This window comes from Nocardia sp. NPDC055321 (assembly GCF_053645575.1).
Window position 1 is genome coordinate 25,771 of sequence record NZ_JBSHMS010000013.1, and the last position, 22,707, is coordinate 48,477.

Annotated in this window: 23 protein-coding genes; 9 read left to right on the forward strand and 14 right to left on the reverse strand. The window is 69.1% G+C overall.

Annotated features, from left to right (window positions below; translation table 11 throughout):
* Positions 1–100 precede the first annotated feature (100 nt).
* Together ACWIGI_RS21460 and ACWIGI_RS21465 are read right to left on the reverse strand one after the other, a co-directional pair.
* Positions 101–904 (reverse strand): hypothetical protein, encoded by an 804-nt coding sequence (locus ACWIGI_RS21460; RefSeq protein WP_454204199.1) that lies wholly within the window; start codon positions 902–904, stop codon positions 101–103.
* A 72-nt stretch (positions 905–976) separates the two neighbouring features.
* The gene (locus ACWIGI_RS21465; RefSeq protein ID WP_454204200.1) at positions 977–1,804 is read right to left on the reverse strand and encodes a DUF3097 domain-containing protein; all 828 of its coding nucleotides are present in this window, start codon (positions 1,802–1,804) and stop codon (positions 977–979) included.
* 282 nt (positions 1,805–2,086) lie between these two features.
* Here ACWIGI_RS21465 and ACWIGI_RS21470 point away from each other — a divergent pair, with 282 nt between their 5' ends.
* Positions 2,087–2,518, forward strand: coding sequence for an NfeD family protein (locus ACWIGI_RS21470; RefSeq protein WP_454204201.1), 432 nt, complete (start codon positions 2,087–2,089; stop codon positions 2,516–2,518).
* Positions 2,519–3,832 carry an SPFH domain-containing protein gene (locus tag ACWIGI_RS21475; RefSeq protein ID WP_454204202.1) on the forward strand — a complete coding sequence of 438 codons (1,314 nt, stop codon included), beginning with the start codon at positions 2,519–2,521 and terminating at the stop codon, positions 3,830–3,832.
* 202 nt (positions 3,833–4,034) lie between these two features.
* On the opposite strand, the gene ACWIGI_RS21480 is transcribed toward ACWIGI_RS21475, so the two are convergent.
* The 6 genes from ACWIGI_RS21480 to ACWIGI_RS21505 all read right to left on the reverse strand — a co-directional run bounded on the left by ACWIGI_RS21480 (position 4,035) and on the right by ACWIGI_RS21505 (position 10,302).
* Positions 4,035–5,021: a TauD/TfdA dioxygenase family protein gene (locus ACWIGI_RS21480; RefSeq protein WP_454204203.1), complete on the reverse strand. Its 987-nt coding sequence runs from the start codon at positions 5,019–5,021 to the stop codon at positions 4,035–4,037.
* Between the two features lie 65 nt (positions 5,022–5,086).
* Entirely contained in the window at positions 5,087–6,430 is a 1,344-nt protein-coding gene (locus ACWIGI_RS21485) for an LLM class flavin-dependent oxidoreductase (RefSeq protein ID WP_454204204.1), read from the reverse strand.
* 39 nt (positions 6,431–6,469) lie between these two features.
* Positions 6,470–7,357: an ABC transporter permease gene (locus tag ACWIGI_RS21490; RefSeq protein WP_454204205.1), complete on the reverse strand. Its 888-nt coding sequence runs from the start codon at positions 7,355–7,357 to the stop codon at positions 6,470–6,472.
* The gene (locus tag ACWIGI_RS21495; protein ID WP_454204206.1) at positions 7,350–8,186 is read right to left on the reverse strand and encodes an ABC transporter ATP-binding protein; all 837 of its coding nucleotides are present in this window, start codon (positions 8,184–8,186) and stop codon (positions 7,350–7,352) included. The genes ACWIGI_RS21490 and ACWIGI_RS21495 overlap by 8 nt, the downstream gene beginning before the upstream one ends.
* Positions 8,183–9,265, reverse strand: coding sequence for an ABC transporter substrate-binding protein (locus tag ACWIGI_RS21500; RefSeq protein ID WP_454204207.1), 1,083 nt, complete (start codon positions 9,263–9,265; stop codon positions 8,183–8,185). The genes ACWIGI_RS21495 and ACWIGI_RS21500 overlap by 4 nt, the downstream gene beginning before the upstream one ends.
* Positions 9,266–9,495: 230 nt before the next feature.
* Positions 9,496–10,302: an IclR family transcriptional regulator gene (locus ACWIGI_RS21505; RefSeq protein ID WP_454204208.1), complete on the reverse strand. Its 807-nt coding sequence runs from the start codon at positions 10,300–10,302 to the stop codon at positions 9,496–9,498.
* A 484-nt stretch (positions 10,303–10,786) separates the two neighbouring features.
* Between ACWIGI_RS21505 and ACWIGI_RS21510 the strand changes: the two genes are divergently transcribed.
* The gene (locus ACWIGI_RS21510; RefSeq protein WP_454204209.1) at positions 10,787–11,116 is read left to right on the forward strand and encodes a transglycosylase family protein; all 330 of its coding nucleotides are present in this window, start codon (positions 10,787–10,789) and stop codon (positions 11,114–11,116) included.
* A 193-nt stretch (positions 11,117–11,309) separates the two neighbouring features.
* Positions 11,310–11,780 carry a flavodoxin family protein gene (locus ACWIGI_RS21515; RefSeq protein ID WP_454204210.1) on the forward strand — a complete coding sequence of 157 codons (471 nt, stop codon included), beginning with the start codon at positions 11,310–11,312 and terminating at the stop codon, positions 11,778–11,780.
* Between the two features lie 51 nt (positions 11,781–11,831).
* On the opposite strand, the gene ACWIGI_RS21520 is transcribed toward ACWIGI_RS21515, so the two are convergent.
* The 3 genes from ACWIGI_RS21520 to ACWIGI_RS21530 form a co-directional block, all read right to left on the reverse strand.
* Complete coding sequence (locus ACWIGI_RS21520) at positions 11,832–12,851, reverse strand: ABC transporter substrate-binding protein (protein WP_454204211.1); 1,020 nt, start codon at positions 12,849–12,851, stop codon at positions 11,832–11,834.
* Between the two features lie 112 nt (positions 12,852–12,963).
* Entirely contained in the window at positions 12,964–14,187 is a 1,224-nt protein-coding gene (locus tag ACWIGI_RS21525) for an MFS transporter (protein ID WP_454204212.1), read from the reverse strand.
* A gap of 270 nt (positions 14,188–14,457) precedes the next feature.
* On the reverse strand, positions 14,458–14,853 hold the full coding sequence (locus ACWIGI_RS21530; RefSeq protein WP_454204213.1) for a nuclear transport factor 2 family protein: 396 nt from the start codon (positions 14,851–14,853) through the stop codon (positions 14,458–14,460).
* Between the two features lie 126 nt (positions 14,854–14,979).
* Between ACWIGI_RS21530 and ACWIGI_RS21535 the strand changes: the two genes are divergently transcribed.
* Complete coding sequence (locus ACWIGI_RS21535) at positions 14,980–15,597, forward strand: TetR/AcrR family transcriptional regulator (protein ID WP_454204214.1); 618 nt, start codon at positions 14,980–14,982, stop codon at positions 15,595–15,597.
* A 10-nt stretch (positions 15,598–15,607) separates the two neighbouring features.
* Here the strand turns inward: ACWIGI_RS21535 and ACWIGI_RS21540 are convergent, their stop codons facing one another.
* Complete coding sequence (locus ACWIGI_RS21540) at positions 15,608–16,057, reverse strand: MarR family transcriptional regulator (protein ID WP_454204215.1); 450 nt, start codon at positions 16,055–16,057, stop codon at positions 15,608–15,610.
* A 46-nt stretch (positions 16,058–16,103) separates the two neighbouring features.
* Here ACWIGI_RS21540 and ACWIGI_RS21545 point away from each other — a divergent pair, with 46 nt between their 5' ends.
* A complete protein-coding gene (locus ACWIGI_RS21545) occupies positions 16,104–16,970 on the forward strand; it encodes an SDR family NAD(P)-dependent oxidoreductase (protein ID WP_454204216.1) in 867 nt (288 codons plus the stop codon).
* A 31-nt stretch (positions 16,971–17,001) separates the two neighbouring features.
* On the opposite strand, the gene ACWIGI_RS21550 is transcribed toward ACWIGI_RS21545, so the two are convergent.
* Complete coding sequence (locus ACWIGI_RS21550; protein ID WP_454204217.1) at positions 17,002–17,706, reverse strand: nucleotidyltransferase domain-containing protein; 705 nt, start codon at positions 17,704–17,706, stop codon at positions 17,002–17,004.
* A gap of 86 nt (positions 17,707–17,792) precedes the next feature.
* On the opposite strand from ACWIGI_RS21550, the gene ACWIGI_RS21555 reads away from it, so the two are divergent.
* Positions 17,793–18,620 (forward strand): aminoglycoside adenylyltransferase domain-containing protein, encoded by an 828-nt coding sequence (locus ACWIGI_RS21555; RefSeq protein WP_454204218.1) that lies wholly within the window; start codon positions 17,793–17,795, stop codon positions 18,618–18,620.
* Here the strand turns inward: ACWIGI_RS21555 and ACWIGI_RS21560 are convergent, their stop codons facing one another.
* Positions 18,621–20,000, reverse strand: a complete 1,380-nt coding sequence (locus ACWIGI_RS21560) for a hypothetical protein (RefSeq protein WP_454204219.1) — start codon at positions 19,998–20,000, stop codon at positions 18,621–18,623. It abuts the gene before it with no gap.
* A gap of 217 nt (positions 20,001–20,217) precedes the next feature.
* Here ACWIGI_RS21560 and ACWIGI_RS21565 point away from each other — a divergent pair, with 217 nt between their 5' ends.
* Together ACWIGI_RS21565 and ACWIGI_RS21570 are read left to right on the forward strand one after the other, a co-directional pair.
* Positions 20,218–21,879, forward strand: coding sequence for a bifunctional 3'-5' exonuclease/DNA polymerase (locus ACWIGI_RS21565; RefSeq protein WP_454204220.1), 1,662 nt, complete (start codon positions 20,218–20,220; stop codon positions 21,877–21,879).
* Positions 21,880–21,940: 61 nt separating this feature from the next.
* Positions 21,941–22,657 (forward strand): TVP38/TMEM64 family protein, encoded by a 717-nt coding sequence (locus ACWIGI_RS21570; RefSeq protein ID WP_454204221.1) that lies wholly within the window; start codon positions 21,941–21,943, stop codon positions 22,655–22,657.
* Positions 22,658–22,707: the final 50 nt, after the last annotated feature.

Genomic DNA, 22,707 nt, shown 5'->3' on the forward strand with positions numbered 1-22,707 from the left:
GGTCTCTCTTTTTCTCATATCCCCTGCCGCACGCCGGGCAGAATCCCCCGGGGGTGTCGTGGCCGGCCCGGGGGTTTTGGCGCCCCGGCATGAACCGCCGCTAGCCGCGGGCGTGGACCGCGGCCAGGCGCGCCGCGCGGATCGCGTTCCAGAGCGGGCGCAGCAGGGACTCCTGGGCCGCGATGGCGGTGCCGGACACCGGGGCCGAGGCGGGTGCGCGCTCGGCGACGGTGAGGATGGCGGCCACCTGGTCGGCGGTGTCGAGGATGCGGCGGGCGCGCAGCGGGAGCGAATCGGGATAACCGTGCTGGGAGTAGGCGGCGAGTTCGTCCTCGATGAGATCGCGGGGGCTCGGGCCGTTGGAGTCGACGCGGGTGGTGTGCAACTGCTGCAGGGCGTCCGCGGCGTCGCGCACGGCCTGGCGCATCGTGTATTCGGCTTCGCCGAGCGGCATCTCGGGCTCGGTGGCGAAGGGGATGGGTGTGGTGTAGACCCGCCACTGCAGGGCGTCGTCGTCGGTCCACACCGGGACCAGCCCGGTGCCCCGGGTACCGGGAGCGCCGACGTACAACCCTTCCCCGGCTTCGGTTGCCGCGGCGGCGAATTCGGTGCCGACCGGCAGGCCGCGCACGTCGCCGGGAATCGGCAGCACCAGTCGGACCTGCGCCTCGGGGGACGCGGTCGCCTCGCGAATCAGCTTGAGCAGCACCATGATTCCGGCGCCATCCGAGGTCTCGTCGTCGGCCCACGGTAACCCGGTGTGACCGCCGGTAACCGGGTCGCCTGCGGTCACGCTCTGCCGCGCGGCCCACAGGCGCAGCGCGTCCAGCACGTCATCGGGCGCGCTGCGGCCGGCGACCCAGGAACCGGCCCACACCGTCAATGTGGCACTCGGGCTACTCATGACTACGAGGATAACTGGCTGGCTACTACGCTTCGGTGCGGAAACCGAGGAGCAAAGGATCCGGGATTCGGGCTACTCCGGCTCGGTGACGAAATCGATGAGCCGTTCCACCGCGCCGATGAGCGGGGTCTCGAGATCGCGGAACGATTCGACCGAGTTGTAGACCCGGCGCCAGCCCTCCTGCGGGGTGCCCCATTTCAGGCGCCGGCAGATGCCGGTCTTCCAGTCCTCGCCGCGCGGAACCTCCGGCCACGCGGCGATGCCGACGGCGGCGGGCCGGACCGCCTGCCACACATCGATGTACGGGTGTCCGGTGACGAGGACGTGCGGTCCGAGGCCGGTGGTGAGCCTGGTCTCCTTCGAACCCGTCACGAGGTGATCGACGAGCACGCCCACGCGCGCGCCCGGCCCCGGCCGGAACTCGGTGAGCCGCGCGGCCAGGTGATCCAGGCCCTCGAGCTGTTCCACGACCACGCCCTCGACCCGCAGATCGTGCCCCCACACCCGTTCGACCAGAGCGGCGTCGTGCACGCCCTCGACCCAGATGCGGCTGGCCCGCGCCACCCGGGCCTTGTGGTCGACCACCCGGGTGGATCCCGAGGCGGAGCGCGTCGGCTGCTTCGGCGCGGCGGCGACCGGGCGCACCAGCGTCACCGGGCTGCCGTCGATGAGGAAGGCCGCCTCGCGCATGGCGAACAGGCGCACGCGCCGGGCGCGGTCCTCGAGTTTGACGAAGTCGCCGTCGTAGGTGCGGTCGAAACCCACTACCGCACCGCAGAATCCGGTAGCCGCGTCCTCCACCACCAGATCGCGTTCGGCCGCGACCTTCGGTATCTCGCGTTTGCGGTTCCGTGCGTGCCCGCTGAAGATGTCACCGCCGTAGCTGTCGCGCCCGCTCATCCGATCGACGGTACCGGTGCCCCGCCCGCCCGGCGGTGCTGCGACACGGTGCTTTGCGGGTGGGAATCGGTGAAATCCCTTGTGACATAGCGGACAAGCCGGGCGATTCATATCGGATGCGCATCGAATAGCTGTGTGGCGCAGCGTAAGTGCGGGGTGGCCGGCCGGCGGGTAGATCACGTCCGCTCGGCCGGGTAACGGTGAGTTATCGGATCCGGGGGCCGGGGGTGCGAGGTTGTCGATCTCCGGCCGGGGCGCGCCGGAAGGTTTACTGTGGGTGATGTGGCCGCAATAGTGTGGCTGGTCGCGGGGCTACTTCTCGCGGCGGCCGAAATGCTCGTCGGAGAACTCACGCTGCTCATGCTGGGCGGCGCGGCGCTGGTCACGGCGGGGGTGAGCGCGCTTGCCGATACGAGCATCGTGGTCGACGCCGTGGTTTTCGGTGTCACCGCCGTCGCCCTGCTGCTGCTCGTCCGCCCGATGCTCCTGCGGCGCTACGCGAGTCCCCCTTCCACGCCCACCGGCATGGACGCGCTACCGGGGAAGTCCGCGAAGGTGCTCGAGACGGTGGACGAGCACGGCGGGCGAGTGAAGTTGGACGGTGACGTCTGGAGCGCGCGTCCCTTCGACGCGCAGGAGAGTTATCCGGAGGGAACAACCGTCTATGTCATGCGGGTCGATGGCGCGCACGTCGTCGTTTGGAAGGGGCCGTAAATGGCTGTCCTCATTGTCGCCCTGGTATTGATCCTGCTGGTCGTGGTGGTGATCTTCAAGTCGGTGGCGCTGGTGCCGCAGGCCGAGGCCGCCGTCATCGAACGGCTGGGTCGCTATTCGCGCACGGTCTCGGGCCAGCTGACCTTCCTGGTCCCGTTCGCCGACCGCGTCCGCGCCAAGGTGGATCTGCGCGAACGCGTGGTGTCCTTCCCGCCGCAGCCGGTCATCACCCAGGACAACCTGACGGTGCAGATCGACTCGGTGGTCTACTTCCAGGTCACCAGTCCGCAGGCCGCGGTGTACGAGATCAGCAATTACATTGCCGCCGTAGAGCAATTGACCATCACCACGCTGCGCAACGTCGTCGGCGGTATGACGCTGGAGGAGACCCTCACCTCGCGCGACCAGATCAACAGTCAGCTGCGCGGCGTGCTCGACGAGGCCACCGGCCGCTGGGGTCTGCGCGTCTCGCGCGTGGAGCTCAAGGCCATCGATCCGCCGCCGTCGATCCAGGAATCGATGGAGAAGCAGATGAAGGCGGATCGCGAGAAGCGCGCCATCATCCTCACCGCCGAGGGCCAGCGCGAGGCGTCCATCAAGACCGCCGAAGGTCAGAAACAGGCGCAGATCCTGTCCGCCGAGGGTTCCAAGCAGGCCTCGATCCTCTCGGCCGAGGGTGAGCGGCAGTCGCGCATCCTGCGCGCCCAGGGTGAGCGCGCCGCCGCCTACCTGCAGGCCCAGGGCCAGGCCAAGGCCATCGAGAAGGTGTTCGCCGCCATCAAGAGCGGCAAACCGACCCCCGAGCTGCTGGCCTACCAGTACATGCAGACCCTGCCGCTGGTGGCCAAGGGCGATGCCAACAAGGTGTGGCTCGTCCCCAGCGATTTCGGCAAGGCCCTCGAAGGCTTCGCCCGCAACTTCGGCACCCAGGGCGAGGACGGCACCTTCCGCTACCAGCCCACCCCCGACGACGCGGGATCCGAACGCCCCGAGGACGATTCCGACGAGGTGGCCGACTGGTTCGACACCGCCACCGACCCGGCCGCCGAACGCGCGGTGCGCGCCGCCGAAGCCGACGCCCGCACCCCGGCCGACCCCACGGCCCTGCCCTCGACGTCCCGCCCCCGCGCCGACCACCCCGGCTTCCCGGATCCCGAGGCCCTCCCGCAACGCCACGACGCCCCGCCCCCGCAACAACCCCTCCGCCGCCCGGAGGATCCCCAGCACCAGCCGCCACCCCACCGCCCCGAGCCCCCACAGGGCGACGAGCGCTGGCAGCAGCCCCCGCCCCCGCACCGCCCTCTCGGCCGCTAGCTCCCGCCCCGATGCCGTCCTCCGGATGGGCGGCATCGGAGTTTCTTCGCGGACCTGTGACGCCGCGTCGCTCGCGCTGACCGATCGGCCGGCCCGTCGTGACGGGGAGGACGGTGACGGTGAGGACGCCGGGATCCAACGCACGCGATCCCGGTACCGGACAACTCCGGTACCGGGACCACCGTCGTTCTCGGCTCGCGCCTCAGGCCGCGTCGTGCTCCGGAGCACCCGCGTTCCCCACGAACTTCGCCCCGCTGATCGAGCGCGACGGCTCACCGTCCACGCCGACCGGCACCTCGCCCTCCAGGGTGGTGCGGTACAGCACCCGGGTGACGTCGAGGTGATTCAGGTCGCTGGGGGCCAGGTGCGCGGTCGCGCGGTTGTCCCAGAACGCGAGACTGCCTTGCTCCCAGCGGAATCGGACCGTGTACGCGGTATCGGACAGCTCCGCGTACAGCAGTTCGAGCAGCGCGTCGCTCTGGCGCGGGCTCAACCCGACGATGCGCGTGGTGAAGCCGGGATTGACGAAGAGGATCTTCTCCCCGGTCACCGGGTGCACCCGGACCACCGGATGCTCGGTCACCAGCGGCGCCGCGGCCACCTTCTTGGCGTAGTCGCTCTCGGAATCCCAGGCGGGGTTCTTCCCGCCGAACCGGTGTTCGGCACGCAGCCCGTCCAGCAGCGACTTGAGCGAATCGGGCAGTCCGGCGTAGACGGCGGCCAGATTCGTCCAGTGCGTGTCCCCGCCGCGCTCGGGCGCGATCTCCGCGCGCAGCAGCGAGGCCGCGGGCGGATTGATGAGCGGGGACACATCGGTGTGCCAGTGGTTGGTGTAGCTGAACTTGCGCACCCCGAAACGCTTTTCGTACAGCCGGCTGTCGACGGCCAGGATCTCCGGGTACTCGGTCGGCGCGTCATCGTCGTAGGGATGGGACGGGGTGACCGCGCCGAACCGGCGCGAGAACGCGATCTGCTCGGCGTGCCCGATCCGCTGATCCCGGAAGAACAGCACCTTGTACTCGTACAGCGCCGCGGTGAGTTCGGCGATCTGCGCGTCGGTGAACTCGGTCCGCAGATCGATGTCGGTCACCTCCGCGCCGATGTGCCCGGCGACGGGAACCACTCGGAAGGTCCCGGCGGTGTCGGTGGCGCCGGTGTCGGTGACGGTGGGTTCGGAGACAGTGGTCATGATCGTGCCCTTCGTTCTCGAAAAAGATTGGGGGACATGCGTTGTGCGCATGCCCCCCGGTGCTGCTAGGCGGTGGCCTGAATGTCGGTTCGTGCGGCGAACTGGCTGTCCACGGGCTCGAGCCCGTAGTGCCCGCGCAGCGTGGTGGCGGTGTACTCGGTGCGGAAGAGCCCGCGCTCCTGCAGGATCGGCACCACCTTGTCCACGAAGTCCTCGAGCCCGCCCGGCAGGTACGGCGGCATGATGTTGAAGCCGTCCGCCGCACCCTGCTCGAACCAGGCCTGCAGGTCGTCCGCGATCTGCTCGGGCGTGCCGGCCAGGGTCCGGTGCCCGCGCCCGCCGCCGAGCTTGCCGATGAGCTGGCGCACGGTCAGCTCCTCCTTCTCGGCGAGCTCTTTGACCAGGGTGAACCGGCTCTTGCCGCCCTCGATCTCGCTCTCGTCCGGCAGCGGCGGCAGCGGTGCGTCGAGCGCGTGTTCGGTGAGATCCACACCCAGCAGCGTGGAGAGCTGGCGCAGCGCGTAGTCGGGGGAGATGAGGTCGGTGAACTCCTGCTCGAGCGCGCGGGCCTGCTCTTCGGTGTCCGCGATGAACGGCACCAGACCGGGCAGCACCTTGAGCTCGTCGGCCGAACGCCCGTACTTGGTCAGGCGCGCCTTGAGATCGCGGTAGAACGCCTGCCCCTCCTCGATGGTGCGCTGCGCGGTGAACACGGCCTCGGCGTAGCGGGCGGCGAATTCCTTACCGCTCTCCGACGATCCGGCCTGCACCAGCAGCGGCCGTCCCTGCGGGCTGCGCGGGGAGTTCAGCGGCCCGCGCACCTGGAATCGATCACCGCGGTAATCGATGGTGTGCACCTTGTCCGGGTCGGCGAACACCCCGGCCTCGGGATCGAGCACGATCGCGCCGTCCTCCCAGCTGTCCCACAGCTGGATGGCCACGTCCACGAACTCCTGAGCGCGCTCGTAGCGGCGGGCGTGCTCGGGAATCGAGTCGTAGCCGAAGTTGAACGCCTCCTCCTCGTTGCCGGAGGTGACGATGTTCCAGCCGGCCCGCCCGGCGCTGATGTGATCGAGCGAGGCGAACTTGCGGGCCAGGTTGAACGGCTCGTTGTAGGTGGTCGAGGCGGTGGCGATGAGCCCGACGTGCTCGGTCGCGCTCGCGATGGCGGCCAGCAGGGTGACCGGCTCGAAGACCGCGAGGGTGTTGCGCTTGATCCGCGGGCCCACGGCCAGGCCGTCGGCGAAGAAGACCGAATCCAGCCGGCCGCGTTCGGCGATGCGGCCCAGTTCCTGGAAGTGCTTGACGTCCAGCACCTGGTGCTCGCTGGTGCGCGGGTGCCGCCAGGCGGCTTCGTGGTGGCCCACACCCATGAGGAAGGCATTGATGTGGAAGGGCTTGCGTGACATGAAGAGTGTTCCTTCGGAAGCGTTGTCGAGGGGGAGGGGTCAGTGCTCGGCCTGCACGCGCCAGCGCGAGAGCCTGCGCTCGAGCAGCACGATCAGCCCGTTGAAGGTCAGACCCACCAGCGAGATGGCGACGATGCCGGCGTACATGGCCGGGATCTGGAAGTTCTGCTGCGCCGAGGTGATCAGGTAGCCCAGACCCGCTCGCGCCCCGACCATTTCGGCGGCGATCAGCACCAGGATCGAGGCCGAGGCCGCCATCCGGATACCGGTGAAGATGGCGGGCACCGCGGCGGGCAGCACCACCTTCGCGAACAGCGGAATCGGTGTGAACCCCAGCGAGACAGCGGATTTGATGAGCAGCGGATCGACCGTTCGCACACCGCTGATGGTGTTGAGCAGGATCGGGAAGAAGCTGGCGTACACCACCAGCGCGACCTTGGAGGTCTCGCCGATGCCCAGGATGAGCACGAAGACCGGCAGCAGCGCGAGCGCGGCGGTGTTGCGGAAGAGCTCGAGGAACGGGCTCAGGAACTCCGCGACCGGCCGGTACCAGGCGATGGCGATACCCACCGGCACCGCCGCGGACAGCGCGATGGCGAAACCGACCAGTGACCGCGACAGACTCGCGCCCACGTGCTCGGCCATCTGCCCGGAGCGGATCAGCTCCTGACCCGCGTCGACCACGGTCGTGAACGGCGGCAGGAATACGGGGTCGACGATGCCGACCCGGGGCGCGACCTCCCAGAACACCAGGAACAGCGCGATGACGACACTGGGCTTGAACACCCGCCACAGCAGGTGCGCGGCGGCGCGCGCCAGGCGCGTGGCGGTCTCGCGCCCGGTCGAACGGGCCGGGGTTCGCGGTGGCGCCGTCGTCTCCGGCTCGAAACGGACCGGGGTTTCGGCGATCTGGATCGCGCTAGACATGGGTGTTCCTCCGATCGGCACCCGCGATGGCGGCCGCCTCGAGATCCTGTGCCCGCGCGACCTCGTCGTGCAGGAGCGACCAGATGTGGTGGCGGACTTCCCGGAAGCGTTCGCTCGAGCGCACGTCCGGGTCGCCCGCGCGATCGAGGTCGATGTCGACGATGGCCTTGACCCGGCCGGGCCGCGAGGTGAGCACCGCCACCCGCTGACCCAGGTACACGGCCTCGTCGATGCCGTGGGTGATGAACAGGATCGTCTTGCCGGTGGCCTGCCAGATCCGCAGCAACTCGTCCTGCAGTGATTCGCGGGTCTGTGCGTCCAGGGCCGCGAACGGCTCGTCCATCAGCAGCACCTCCGGATCGAAGGCGAGGCTGCGCGCGATGGCCACGCGCTGCTTCATACCGCCGGACAGCTCGTGCGGGTACCGGTCGCCGAACCCGCCGAGTCCGACCAGCTCGAGGTAGTGCTCGGCGATGGCGCGCCGCTCTTTACGTCGAATTCCCTTGGCCTCCAAGCCGAATTCGATATTGGTGCGGGCGGTGCGCCACGGCAGCAGCGCGTACTGCTGAAAGACGATGCCGCGATCCAGGCCCGGCCCGGTGATGGGGGACCCGTCCAGCAGGATCTGTCCCGAGGTGGGCGAGCTCAGCCCGCCGAGCAGATCGAGCAGGGTGGATTTGCCCGAGCCGCTGGGACCGACCAGGACCAGGAACTCCCCGTCCCGCACCTCGACGCTGATGTCCTCGAGGGCCGTGAACGACTCCCGGGTCCCGCGAATCGCGAATTCCTTGCGTACCTCGCTCAGTGCGAGCTTGACCGCGGTGCTCATTTCGCCGCCACCGCCTCACCGCTCGGCCCGCCGGTGGCGGGGTAGGTGCCATTGCTGTACGGGTTGAACTCGTTGGTGAAAAGATCCTTGGCCGCGAACTTGTCCGCGGGCAGCTCGCCGTTGCGCACGAGCCAGTCCAGCCAGACCTGGAATTCGCGCTCCTCGACCACCGCGCCCGGAATCGGGATGCCCGAGCTGCGCCAGTACTTCAGCAGCGCGACGTTCTCGTTGCGGCCGCGCTTGGCGATGATGTCCTCGAACTTCTTCAGCACCTCATCGCGCGGGGTGAGCTGCAGCCAGCGGGTGGCGCGGGCGGTGCCCTGCACGAAGTCGGCGACCTCCGCCGAATGCTGTTCGACGTAGTCCTTGCGGAAAACGTAGGTGCCGTAGTCGAACTGGCCGAACAGATCCTTGTCGGTGTACAGCGGGTGGATGCCGCCGCGCTCGAGCGCGTTGTCCCGGAAGATCGAGCCGAGGGCCGCGGCGTCGATCTGCCCGGTGCGCAGCGCCTCCTCGGTGTTGGCCGGCGGCAGGACCACCAGCTGCACCTGCTTGATCTCCGCCGCGCTCAGGCCCTGCCGGTGCAGCCATTCGCGGGTGACGAATTCATGATGCGCGCCAAGGGTATTGACGCCGACCTTCTTGCCGATCAGATCCCGCGCGGAGGTAATTCCGGAGTCGTCCTTCACGAAATAGCCGGTGAAGGACTTGTCGTCGGCCCCGTAGGAACTCAGCACCGAGGTGACCGGCGCGCCGCCGGCGACCAGCTTGATGACCGCGCCGTTGAACGCGCTGCCGAATTCGATCTGCTTGGTGGCCGCGGCCTGGATGTTGGCCGGTCCGCTGGTGGTGTCGCCCTCCCAGTGCAGGCTGATCCTGCTGAAGTAGCCGAGGTCCGCGGCCAGCTCGAACGGCGTCACCTGGCCGGTCTGGCCCTGGTACCGCAGCACCGTCTTGCCGTCGGCGGTGGTGGCGGATTCGGAGCCGCCGCAGGCGGTCACCGTCGTGAGGACGGCTGCCGCGGTGAGCGCGGCGGCCACGACGCGCAGCACGCGCGGTGGTCGGAGCGATGAGAACATGGGTGTTTCTTTCGGTGAATGCGGCTGTCGCGTGGGCTGTTTCGGGCGGGGCGATCAGGGCCGACAGGCACCGGGCGCCAGGCGCATGAGATCCACGGCCCGGCGGCGCGTGAGCGGGGTGTGCGAAGTCATTCCAAGCCCTAGGGGAGAGTGCGGAATCGGCGGATCGAATGGCACTCATCGTGCGGGCGGGCCCGTGGGGGAGCAACCGCCATTTCACGATGTGGAAATCAGCGTGATTCTAATTGCACGTCCGAATCCATTGTGTCGCCGCCATTTTGGAAAAGCGGCCCGATGCGCCCGGCGGCGATGCGCATTGCCGGCACGATGCTGCGCACCAGCTCGGCGTCCAGGCGGGCCGAGCGCGCCTGCACGGCCAGCGCCCCGTGCACGCGGCGATCCGAGCCGACGATGGGCACCGCGATGGCGCGGATCGGGTCGGCGGTGTCCAGGACCTGCGAGGCGAACCCGGTGCGCCGGACCCGGTCCAGGTCCGAGTGCAACAGCGTCGGCTGCCGGCGGTCGCGCCGCCGGGCGTCCTGTTCGGCGGCGCGCTCCTGTTCGGCGACCGTTCCGGTGGGGGCGTAGGCCAGCAGCGCGTGCCCGACCGCGCTCGCGCGCAGCGGCTGGCGGGCCCGGGGCACCTGGTTGGCGCAGAAGAGCACGGGCGGGCGGGCCTGGAAGACGGTGACGGCGTCGCGGTCCTCCATCACGCTCACGCTCACGGTGATGCGGATTCCCGCGGCCAGCGCGTACAGGTGCGGCGCGGCCGACTCCAGGCCGAGCCGGGCCAGCGCGGGCCGGGCCAGCGCGGCCAGGCCCTGTCCGACCCGGTAGCGGTCGGTCGTGGGGTCCTGTTCGAGCAGCCGGCCGCGCACCAGCGCCTGGGCGAGCCGGTGCGAGGTGCTCACGGGCAGATCCGCGAGCGCCGCCAGTTCGCTCAGCGAGAGCTCGGGGTCGTCGCCCTCGAAGCAGTTCAGGACCTGTACGGCACGGTCGACGGCGCGGGCGCCGGAGCGCGGTTCCTCGGGGCTCATGGTTCCTCCTGCGAGACCGAAACGGTGTCCCCAGCACTATTTACATGCTTCTGACCGGGGGCAATGGTTCCGTGCAGCCGGATTCCAGCAGGTCGGAAAGGGTATGCGACAACCCCGATAAAGCGACCGATCGTCCGAAAAGATTTTGAATTCGCGACCGGCGTCACGATTTTCCAGTGGTCTCGGTCACAATTTCGGGGGTGAATACCGGCCGTGTAATTAATACCGCGTCCGAATTGTGCTGCGAAAACGACGTGAGTAAGCGCGAGTCCAATTTGTCAACCGGCTGTGATCGCCCCGTGATTAGTTGTGATTGTTCCGTTACCGTCGTTCTCGGCTCGGATCAACGCCAAGCCCGAACTCGAACCGCCGAACATCGGCAACCCCGTCCCGCGGTTCGCAGTGCCATCGACTTCCCTGGGGACGGGGACCCGCAGCACAAGCTCGGAGCGCGGGCCGGATGGGCGCAGGCCAGGAATCCCCTATGACTCGTAAGTTCAGCACCCGCATGCTCGTTGCCACCGCCGCCACCGGCATCCTCGCCGCCGTTCCGTTCGCGGTCGGCACCGCGACCGCCTCGGCCGCCTCGGGCAACTGGGACGCCGTCGCACAGTGCGAGAGCAGCGGCAACTGGGCCGCCAACACGGGCAACGGCTTCTACGGCGGCCTGCAGTTCACCCAGAGCACCTGGAACGCCTACGGTGGCCAGGGTAACGCCGCCAACGCCAGCCGCGAGGAGCAGATCCGCGTCGCGGAGAACGTGCTCGCCGGCCAGGGCGTCGGCGCGTGGCCGCACTGCGGCGCCTACCTCTAAGCAGGCGTCCGCCGGGCTCGGCCCGGCACCCGAACCATCGATGACCCCGTACCCCGCTGACGCGGTACGGGGTCATCGCCGTTTCCCGGCCGAGGTTGTGCTCGGGTCCGAACTGCTGAACGGTGGGGGAGGAGCTTCGCTACCGAAGCTCGCTGTACCGCAAGTGAGTTCGAGACAACTGGAGGGGAATCGTATGAAGGCCATCATCGTCTGTACGTCGGTCTCGCACGGCAACACCCGGCGGGTCGCCGACATCGCCGGGGAGGTCCTGGGCGCGCGGGTGGTCGCGCCCGGGCAGGTCGAGCCCGCCGAACTGGCCGGGTACGACCTGGTCGGCTTCGGCTCGGGGATCTTCCTCGGCAAGTTCCACGCCGACCTGCGCGGATTCATCGACGCGCTGCCGCAGCGCCCCGGCCGGGCGTTCGTCTTCGCCACCAGCGGGTTCGCCGACGCCGGACCGCAGCGCTTCTCACGGCCGCTGATCCGGCAGCTCGAGGGCCGGGGGTTCGAGGTGCTGGACACCTTCTCCTGCCGGGCCCACGACACCTACCTGCCGTTCAAGCTGGTCGGCGGCATCCGCAAGGGCCGGCCCGACACGGCGGATCTGGCCGCCGCGCGCGCCTTCGCCGAGGGCCTGCTGATGCGGGTGAGCACGCCGTCCTGAGATGAACTCGGGCCCCGCGAACGCTCGCGGGGCCCGAGTGTGCGGCACGGTCTACTTCGGGGCGTTCGGGTTGTACTCGTTCGTGTAGAGCTTGCGCACATCCAGCTCGCCGGTGACCGCGCCGGTGTCGCGCAGCCACGGCTCCCAGCGCTGGAAGTCGATATCGGTGATGACGCCGTTCGCCGACGGCACGCCCACCGATTGCCAGTACTTCACCGAGGAGGCGTCCTCACCGGATCGCTTGCGGTCGTTGATGATCTGCGTGAACTTCGCGATGACCTGATCGCGCGGGGTGGTCTTCTGCCATTCGATCGCCTTGGCGATGCCGCCCACGAACGCCTCGACGACGTCGGGATTCTTGGCGAGGAAGTCGTTGCGGAACACGTACTGCCCGCCGTTGAACGGGCCGAACTGCTCGAAATCGGTGAACACGGCACGCAATCCGCCGTTCGAGAGCGCGCGCTGCTGGAACTGGCCGCTGAGCCCCGCGACGTCGATCTGCCCGCGCCGGAGCGCGTCCTCGGTGTTCGGCGGCGGCAGCACCACCAGCTGCACCGAGCGGATCTGCTCCTCGCTGAGCCCGTTCTTCTTCAGCGCGGTGTGCACGTCCGCCTCGGCCTGCCCGCCGAGGGTGTTCACGCCGATCTTCTTGCCCAGCAGGTCGTTCGGCGTCCGAATGGGGCTGTCCTCGGGGACGTAGAAACCGGTGAAGGTCTTCTCGTCCGAGCCGTAGTAGTTGATCACCGCGGTGATCCCGGCGCCGGCCTGGGCGAGCTTGGCCACCGCGCCGCCGAACGCACCGCCGAAATCGACCTGGCCGGTCGCGGCGGACTGCACGTCCTGCGGCCCGCTGATGGTGTTGCCCTGCCATTCCAGCTTCACCTTGCCGTCGAAAAAGCCCAGATTCTCGGCCAATTCGGGGATGGTGACCTGTGAGGCCCAGCCCTGGTAGCGCAGCACCGGCACGCCGCCGTCCTCGCGGATATCCGATCCGCCGCCGCACGCGGTCACCAGCATCGACACCGTCGCCGCGACCAGCGCGCTCGCCAGGAACCTTCTACGGGCCTTCATAGTGAAACCTTCCTCGGTAATGCCGCATCGCCTATATCGCGGTGCGTTGAAAAGAGATTCGAGTACTCGCGACCGCCGGTCGATGGTTGGCATCGCGGAGATTCGAAGAACGTCAACTCGTTCGGGCGGTTGCCCCGAACTGTTCGCCTGGAGATCGCCCCGCGCGCTGCGGCCACGGAATGTACACGGGGATATAGCGACCCATCGTCACCGCGCCGAGAATCGATATCGCGCCGATCGACAGCACCGCCGCCGCCAGCGGTGCGACGGCCACCAATCCACTGATCGCCAAGGGCCCCACGAAGAATCCGCAATCGTGCGTGAGTCGCCAGGCCGCCAGGAATTCGGCCCGGGTCGCCGCCGGGGCGACGTCCGCGCCGATGGTCATGATCACCCCGTTGCCGATGCCGTTGCCCACGCCCATGATGACCGCGGCCAGAGTCAGGGTGAACGCGGTATCGGTGAACGGCACCGCGAAGTAGCCCAGACCCAGAATCACCAGCGACGGCACGGCGATGAAACGGCGGCCGTAGCGGTCCATCAAATGCCCGGCGGGATAGGCGCACAGCACATCCAGGCCCGCGCCGATGCCGTAGATCAGGCTCGCGGTGGCGGCGGTGGTGCCGAGATGATCGGCCCACAGCGGCAGCACCGCTTCGCGCGAGGCCCGCGCCGCGCCCATCAGCAGCGATCCGGTGCCCAGGGTGAGCAGCAGCGTGCGGTGCGCGCGCCCGATACCCAGCAGGGACAGCGGCGGTTGCGCGGCGTCGCGGCCCGCGGCCGATACCGGATCGGGCAGGCGCGCCATCAGATACCCCGCCAGGGCGATGGCCAGCAGTTGCACCACGAAGCCGCCGCGGGTGCCCACCCCGAAGATCACCGCCGCGCCGAGGAACGGGCCGATGAAGAACCCCAGCCGCATGGCCCCGCCGAACAGCGACATCGCGCGCGCCCGGCGGTCGAAGGGAATGACCTCGGACAGGTAGCTCATGCGCGCCAGGCCCCAGATGGCATTGGAGAGTCCGACCACGATGAGCCCCGCGCACAGCACCGGCACGCTCGGCGCGAGCAGGCACAGCAGTACCCCGAGCACCCCCGCGGTGCTCGCCCCGACGATCGAAAGCCGTTCCCCGAGACGGGAAACCACCTGCCCCGCCGGGATGTCCCCGATGATCTGACCGAGCCCGACCAGCGCGACGGTCAACCCCGCCACGGCGGGGGAGGCGCCCAGATCCAGCGCGGTCAAGGTCATGACCGGCGCCGCGGCCCCCATTCCGACCCCGTACGCGGCGGCGGGCACGTACACGGTGAACAACAGCGGCCGCAGGGAACTCACCTCGGCCGGTTTCGCTTCCTGCGGGCAGGAAGTCACTCGACAACTCGACTACTGGCCGACACGACCCTCACGACCTTCGCACACTGGACGACAACAACATCGATCCACTCTGCGAACCGGTCCGGGGCGAATCAACACTCTTTCCACAGTGTGGAAATCACGCTGATCGCAATCCCCGTGCGGGGCCGGTCGTGCCCCGGGAACGGCGACCGGAGGTCCCGGCGGCGTACGCCTCGATCCGATCGCCGTTCGTTCAGCGCCCGATGGCCGTCAGGAGACCTCGGCGGGCGCCGTGAGCGCGGCCTGCATGGCCACGCCGTCGACGTACGAGTGCTTCTCCAGCACCGCGCCGTCGCGGACCACAACGAAGTCCGCGAGGTCGACATCGACCGCCGCCCCGGTGACCGAGGTGCCGCTCAGCTTCCACCGGACGACCCAGAAGTCCTCGCCGACGCGCAGATCGACCTGGGTGAAGGTGAGATCGGGGACCAGGGCGAACGTGCCCGCGGCCGAGGCCCGGATCTCCGCGCGCCCGCGGGCGGGTTCGCTGCCGGAGTGCAGGTGGAAAACCGAATCGGGAGTGTGCATTTCGGCGATGCGGTCCGGGTCGTGATCGGCCCAGCACGCGTGGTAGCGCTCGAAGAGATCCTTGGTGGCATCGGACATGAGAGGAGTCCTTCTAAGATACAAACAGGATGACTGTATGTTCCCGGACGCGGGTGGCGCCGGTCAAGGGCCGAACCGCCTTGCGTCGAAACCGGATTCGGGCTTGCCCTAGACTTCGACGTCGCCATGAACCCTGACCGCCGCACCCAAGCCGAACGCTCGGCCGCCACCCGCGAGGCCGTGGTCCGCGCTGCCCGGGAGCTGTTCGGACAGCACGGCTACGGCGCGGTGAGCACGATCGCGGTCGCCGACGCGGCGGGTGTGAGCCGGGGCGCGCTCTATCACCAGTTCAGCGAGAAGCGCGAACTCTTCGAGGCGGTGTTCGAGGATCTCGAACGAAGTCTGGTGCAGGTCATCGGCTCCGCCGTGGCGCGAGCGCGCGCGGCCGATCCGCTGGCCGGACTCATCGTGGGCTGCCTGGCCTGGCTCGAGGCCTCCACCGCCCCGGAGGTGCGCCGGATCGCACTGCTCGACGGGCCCGCGGTGCTCGGCTGGAAGCTGTGGCGCGAGATCGAGTTGCGGCACACCATCGGCCTGGTGGAGAACGCGCTCGCCGGCGCCATGGCCGCGCGGCGCGTGCGCGAGCAGCCGGTGCGCCCGCTGGCCCTGATCATCGTCGGCGCGCTGGACGAGGCGGCGCAGTGCCTGGCCAACTCCGACGACATCGAGGCCGATACCCCCGCCATTCGCGCGGTGATCGAGCAGCTGATCTCGGGGCTGGCGCTCGACCCGCGCGGTGAGTGAACCGCGTACGTCAGGACTCGGCGCGCGGCTCGGGATCGGCCGCCCCGATCAGGCCCGCGAGCTCGTCCAGTAGTTCCACCGCCCGTGTGCGCTGTGCCGGAGCGAGTTTCGGCAGTTCGGCCGCCAGGGCGGAGTCGATCGGCGCCCGGCCGCGGGTCTCGAAGACCTCGGTGACGATGACCGGATCGACGCTGACGAGCACGCGCCGCCCGTCACCGGGATCGGGCGCGGTGCGCAGCAGGCCGTCGGTGCGGTAGCGCGCCACGATGCGTGAGACCAGGGGCTGGGCGATCGCGGTCCGCTCGGTGATCTCGCGAATCGAGGAATGCGGGTGCAGCGCAACGTCTTCGATCACCGCGTACTCGCTCGGGGGAATGCGCCGCCTGCCGGTCGCGCCGGTCGCGGTGAAGGCGATGGAACGCAGGCGGCGTGCGATCAGGTGCAGGGTGGCGGCGTCCATGGCCGACAATTTACATCACTAGTTATATAAATTAGCATCGAATACCATGTACGGATTGGGCGAGCTCGCCACCCTGATCAAGAACGGTCTCGACACCCAGGTGAACCTGGACCGGCTGCGCCGCAAGCACACCCTCGACGACCGAGTGGCGGGCCGGACGGTGCTCATCACCGGCGCGTCCTCGGGTATCGGACGGGCCGCGGCCATTCGAATCGGCGCGGCGGGGGCGACCGTGGCACTGGTCGCGCGCCGCGAGGCCGAACTGCGCGAGGTGGCCGAGCTCATCGAGTCCCAGGGTGGCAAGGCGGCCGTATACCCGTGCGATCTCAGCGATTTCGAGGCGCTCGACGCCATGGTCGCCCAGGTGCTGGCCGATCACGGCGGCGTGGACATCCTGGTCAACAACGCCGGCCGGTCCATCCGGCGCCCGCTCGAGGAGTCCTACGACCGCTTCCACGACTACGAGCGGACCATGCGGATCAACTACTTCGCGCCCGTGCGGCTCATGCTCGCGGTGCTGCCGGGCATGCGCGCGCGGCGCTCCGGGCAGGTCGTCAGCGTGCTGTCGGTGGCCAACCTGTTCGGCGGCGCGGGCTACTCGGCGTATGTGGCCTCCAAGGCCGCGCTCGACTCGCTCACCTCGAACCTGCAGGTCGAAACGCACGCCGAGAACGTGCGCTTCACCTCGCTCTACATGCCGCTGGTGCGCACGCCCATGATCGCGCCCAACCCGCTGTACCGGGACGCGCTCGCCCTGACCCCCGAGCAGGGGGCGCAGGTCATCTGCGATGCCATCATCGACCGCCCGCGCCGGCTCGGGCCGCTACTGGGCAAACTCGTCTACTTCATGGACGCGATGTCCCCGCACCGCATGGACGCCATGCGGAACGGGCACTTCCAGCGCGGAATCTGACCGCGCCGCGGATCGGGTGTCCGCTGTCGGTCTAGGCCGGCCAGGCGTCCAGATGTGCGCGGCGCAGGCGCTGCAGGAAATCCTCCAGCGGCGCCTCGTTCGGGCGCTGCGGCAGGGCCGGGGTGGCGGCGTCGAACTTCTCCTCGTATTCGGCCAGCAGCGCCTTGGCGGCGGCTTCCCCCGATTCGTCCATCATCTGCCGCCCGAACTCGAAATACGGTTCCGGATCCGGCAATCGGACCGGCAGGACACCGGTCGAGTACAGCTCGTACCCCTGCCACAGCAGCCGCCGGCAGTGCCGGGCGTGCTTGGCCAGCCGCTTGTCCCCGAGCCCCTCGGTCTCGCGCCGGTGCAGCATCCTGCGGAACTGCGCCATCGCGTACCCGAAGTAGGCGTCCCGAACCCGCTGCGCCGAAAGGAAATTCGACCGCAGCCCCACGAGCTCGGTCCCGAAGTCGGTGGCCACGATGTACTCGTCCAGCCACAGCACCTCGGTGACCGTCGGATTGCAGGCCAGGATCAACCCCATCGCCTTACCGACCTCGTGGTAGGTGGCGTCCGCCCCGTCCCGCCCCAGCCGCGTGCCCTTGTCCCGAGCCGGCGGATGCAACCCCAGAAACGTCCCCGTGGGCGCGACATACACCCCGAGGTAGTCGACGTCGCTCTCCGGCGTGTTCAGCCCGTAAGCGAACGACCCGACAACCCCCTCCAACAACAGGTCACTACGCTCACCCATACCGAACCTCTCTCTCGAATGCCCCGAGTATCGACGCTCGCCGCGCGGAACGACACCGAATATCGGTGTGCGGCAGACTCGATGCCATGCCGGTTCCCGAGCAAGTCCTGAACTCCGTCCACGCGTTCTTGGCCCTGGCTGATGCCGAACTACCGGGTCTGGTCGAGGGCCTGTATCTCGAAGGCTCCGTGGCCCTCGATGATTTCCGGCCCGACATCAGCGACATCGACTTCGTCGCCGTCACGGCCGAACCCCCGGCCGCCGACACGGTGGCGGTGCTGTCCGACATCCACGAGCGGCTGCTGCGGCGGCAAGCCCGGCCCACCCTCGACGGGTTCTACCTCACCTGGCGGGACCTCGCCGCGGGCCCAAACGCCGCGCCGGGTGGGCCGATCAGTCTCGAAGGGCGACTGCTGGCGAATTCGGATGCGGGACAGTACTCCCCGGTGACCTGGCATACCCTCGCCGAGCACGGCGTGGTGCTGCGCGGTCCGGCCCTCGGCGACATCGACCTGTGGACCGACCCCGCCGCCCTGGCCGCCTGGCAGAACGCCAATCTCGACGACTACTGGGCGGCGAGCCTGCATCGCGCGGGCCGGCTGTTGAGCGCCCCGGGACTCGGATCGCTCACCGACTACGGCACGGTGTGGACCGTCACCGGAATCTCACGTCTGCACTACACCATCGCCACCGGCGGCATCACCTCCAAAAGCGGTGCCGCGCACTACGCTGCGCGGACCTTTCCCGAACGGTGGCATCGGGTGATCGAGGAAGCGCTGCGCCTGCGGACCGGCGCGCGTTCGCACTACCGGAACCTGCTGACTCGGCGGCGGGACGTGCTCGCCTTCGGGCGCATGGCCATCGACGACGCGCACCGAATCCACGAGAGTCGTTCCACGGCAACCGATGTCTGACTACTCGGTGTCGGACCCGCGGGGTGTCGGGGTGCGCCACTGGCGCAACAGATAGATGCCCGCCGCACAGCCGATCGCTATCGCCAGCGCGGCCCAGCCGGGGGCGGGTTCGGTGGGGAGGGAGGACAGGCGGTACCACTGGGGGGAATAGCTGACCCGGCCGAAGGAGCGGCCGCGCAGGCCCGCGGAGGCGGCGGGGACGAACAGCACGGCAATCGCCACGATCGCGCTGGTCGGGCGAATCGGGAGCGCCGAGGTCAGGCTGTAGCCGCCGATGAGGCCGATGGCCACCACGCCGAACACCGCACCGGGGACGGTCGCGCCCACGGTCAGGGCGAGTAGCGCCGCCATCGCCGACAGCGCGGCCGACGCCGCGACCGCCGTGTAGGGATGCGGGCGGCGCCAGCCCGCGATGAGGCCCGAGGCGGTCGCCACGACGATCAGCGGATCGGCCCACCACGGGCGTGGCAGGGTCACCACCGCGCTCGCCGCGGTGGAGAAGGCGACCATGAGCAGCACCAGGATGCCGTCGCGACCCGGCAGGAGCAGGGCCGAGATCATCGAGCCCACCAGCACCAGGGCGATCGCCATGACGATGACGCTCGAGCGCTGACCGCTGTCCGCGAGCCAGCGCGAGGCGATCGCTATCGAGAGCACCGCCACGACCGCCGAGAAGATGGGCGCGAGGGGCGAGATGAGAACCGGACCTGGCAGCGGGGTCACGTGCCCGCGCACCAGGGCCGTTCCCGCGATCAGCGCGAGCGACAGCACGATCAGCCACAGCGGCGGCGCACCCCCGAGCATGCCCTCGAACTCGTTGGCCGGACCCGTCACGGCCGGGGACTGCACCAGATCACCCATGATGTTCGAGGCCAGACAGCCGAACAGGTACGCGCCCGCGGCGACCGCCTGATTCCACACCACCGGCAGCAGACTGCCGATGATCACCCCCGCCCAGAGCGAATCGATGAAATTGAAAGTGGTCAGCGAATCGATATCGACCCAGGGCAGACCCGCGTGATTGGCGAGAATGCCGAGCATCGCCACCGTCGTGGCGAGCCAGGCGATGCGGCTGCTGCTGAGGCTGACGATCGCGGCCGTGGCCAGCACCGCCACCATCGCACCCGCCTCCATCGCGCGCGGCACGCTGCGAATCATGAGATCGACCTGCTGTGGTTCGGCGTCGAACCAGCCGGTGCTGATGGGCATCATGATCGCGATCCCGGCCGTGGACGTGGCCGTGCATATCGCCGCGAGCCGGATCAGATCCCGCCAGCCTCCCGCCCGGACCCAGGCGGTGAAGTCCGCGGGACCGTACTGTCCCGCGCGGATGCCGGCCGAACTCACCGGCTCACGCGGGTCGGGGCTGGGGGTTGGCAACCATGATGTGCCACGGTAACTACCCGAACCGGGAGCCGTCCACCTGCGTGTTCACTCGCGTTTCGTCGCGAATGACGCGCTGATCTGCGGCAACGCCGGTTGTGTTTGCCAACCTTTTGTCCGAATGGCTACTGATTCGCAACCTCGAGCCGCACGGGCCGATGACACGATGCCGGGTTCACCGGTGATGTCGGTGCCCGCTGAAAGACTCCTGATCATGCGATGGGCAGTGGCGCGAACGAGCGAGGGTGGTGCGCGGCTGTGTCCACTCGGCCCGGACGGGCGGCCCGCCGGGCCCATCCTGGAGGAACCATCACTGGCGGCGGCGGTGTCGTCCCGTCCGGAGGTGGCGCGCTGGGTGTGGCGCTCCACCGCAGATATCTACCGGTACCTGCTCGCGGCCGGCGTCCGCGTCGACCGGTGCTACGACGTCGAGGCCGCGGAATCGCTGCTGATCGGCCACGAGCACGGGCAATCCGGGCAGGCCCGATCCCTGGCGGCGGCCTGGGCGCGACTGCACGATCTCCCGGTGCCGGCCGACGCGCCGGTGCGAGCCGCCGATACCCAGCCCTCGCTGTTCGAATCCGGACCGACCCCACTGCCTTCGGGAACGGACGAATTCACCGCCCTGCTGGAGGTGTACGCCGGCCAGGTCGCCCGCACCGCCCGCGCCGAATTCCCGGACCGCATGCGACTGTTGCTGGCCGCCGAATCGGCGGGCATGCTCGTCGCCGCCGAAATGTCCCGCGCGGGCATTCCCTGGCGAGCCGACGTGCATCGCGAGCTCCTGGAAGAGATGCTGGGCGAACGCCTTTCGGGCAACTCGGAACCGCGGCGCATGGCGGAACTGGCCGAGGAGGTCTCGCGAGCCTTCGGCCAGGGCGTCCGCGTGCGCCCCGATCTGCCCGCCGACATCATCAGGGCGTTCAATCGCGCGGGAATCCTGCTGACCTCCACCCGCAAATGGGAACTGAGCGAAATCGACCATCCCGCGGTCGAACCGCTGCTGGCCTACAAATCGCTGTACCGGCTGTACACCGCGCACGGCTGGTCCTGGCTCGATCAGTGGGTGCGAGACGGGCGCTTCCGGCCCGAATACCTGCCCGGCGGAACCGTGACCGGCCGCTGGACCACCAACGGCGGTGGCGCACTGCAGATTCCGAAGGTGGTGCGGCGCGCCATCCGCGCCGATCCGGGCTGGACACTGGTGGTCGCGGACGCCGATCAGATGGAACCGCGTGTGCTGGCGGCGATTTCGCGCGATGCCGGACTCATGGAGGTGGCCGGGCGCGGGGAAGACCTGTACGCGGATCTGGCCGCACGCGCCTTCGGCGGGGATCGGGCGCAGGCCAAGATCGCCATGCTGGGTGCGATCTACGGGCAGACATCGGGAGACGCGCTCACCCACATGGCCGAACTGCGACGCCGATACCCGGCCGCGGTGGCCTACGTGGACGATGCCGCGACCGCCGGCGAACAGGGCCGACTGGTGCGAACCTGGTTCGGCCGCACCAGCTCTCCCACGGCGACGAGCGCGGACGACGCGGATCCGGTGGGGGAGAACGGCCGATACGGCAGCCAGGCGCGCGCCCGGGGACGTTTCACCCGGAATTTCGTGGTGCAGGGCAGCGCCGCGGACTGGATGCTCCTCGTGCTCGCGGGCCTGCGGCACGCCCTGAGCCAGGCAGGCCTGCAGGCGGAGCTGGTGTTCTTCCAGCACGACGAAGTCATCGTGCACTGCCCCGCCGAGGAGGCGACCGCGGTGGCGGAAGCCATCACGATCGCCGCGGCCGCCGCCGGGCGCATAGCCTTCGGGCCCACACCGGTGCGATTTCCCTTCACCACCGCCATCGTGGAGTGCTACGGCGACGCCAAATGACGTGGTGAGTGGACAACCCGATTCGCACCCGAATTCCGCATACGGCAGGGTGGCACCCATCATGACCGACATCGACGATCCCATTCCGGCCCGCCGCTGGCGGCCCGCCGTACGCCTGGGCCTGTGCGTGGCGTTTCTGCTGGGCATGTTCTACCTTGTGGCCATCGCGCGGGTGATCGATGTCGAAGCGGTGCGCGACGCGGTCGATGCGACGGGCCCGGCAGCGCCCTTCGTCTACGCGGTGGTGGCCGCCCTGCTCGGCGCACTGCTGGTGCCGGGCCCGATCCTGGCCGGTGGCAGCGGAATCCTCTTCGGGCCCTTGGTCGGAACCTTCGTCACCCTGAGTGCCACGGTGGGCACGGCCGTCACCTCGGCATTCCTCGGCCGCCGCGCCGGGCGCGCGAGCGCCCGCGAACTACTCGGAGCCGAACGAGCGGACCGCCTGGACGGGCATATCGAACGGCGCGGCCTGTGGGCGGTGGTCGGCCAGCGCTTCATCCCCGGTGCTCCCGACGCCCTGTCCTCCTACGCCTTCGGCGCACTCGGAATTCCGCTGTGGCAGATGGCGGCCGGAGCTTTCATCGGCTCGGCACCGCGCGCCTTCGTCTATACCGCACTCGGGGCATCCATCGGCGATCTCTCGGCGCCGCTGGCCTACACGGCCATCGCGGTCTGGTGCGTGGTCGCGATCATCGGGGCATTCGCCGCCCACCGCGGCTATCGCGGCTGGCGCAGTGCCCGCGCCGAATCGAGCGCGAAAGCCGTCGGACTCGAGTGAATACCACTCCTGCGCAATATTTCTGGTTGGTAGGGAGCGATATAGGAGGA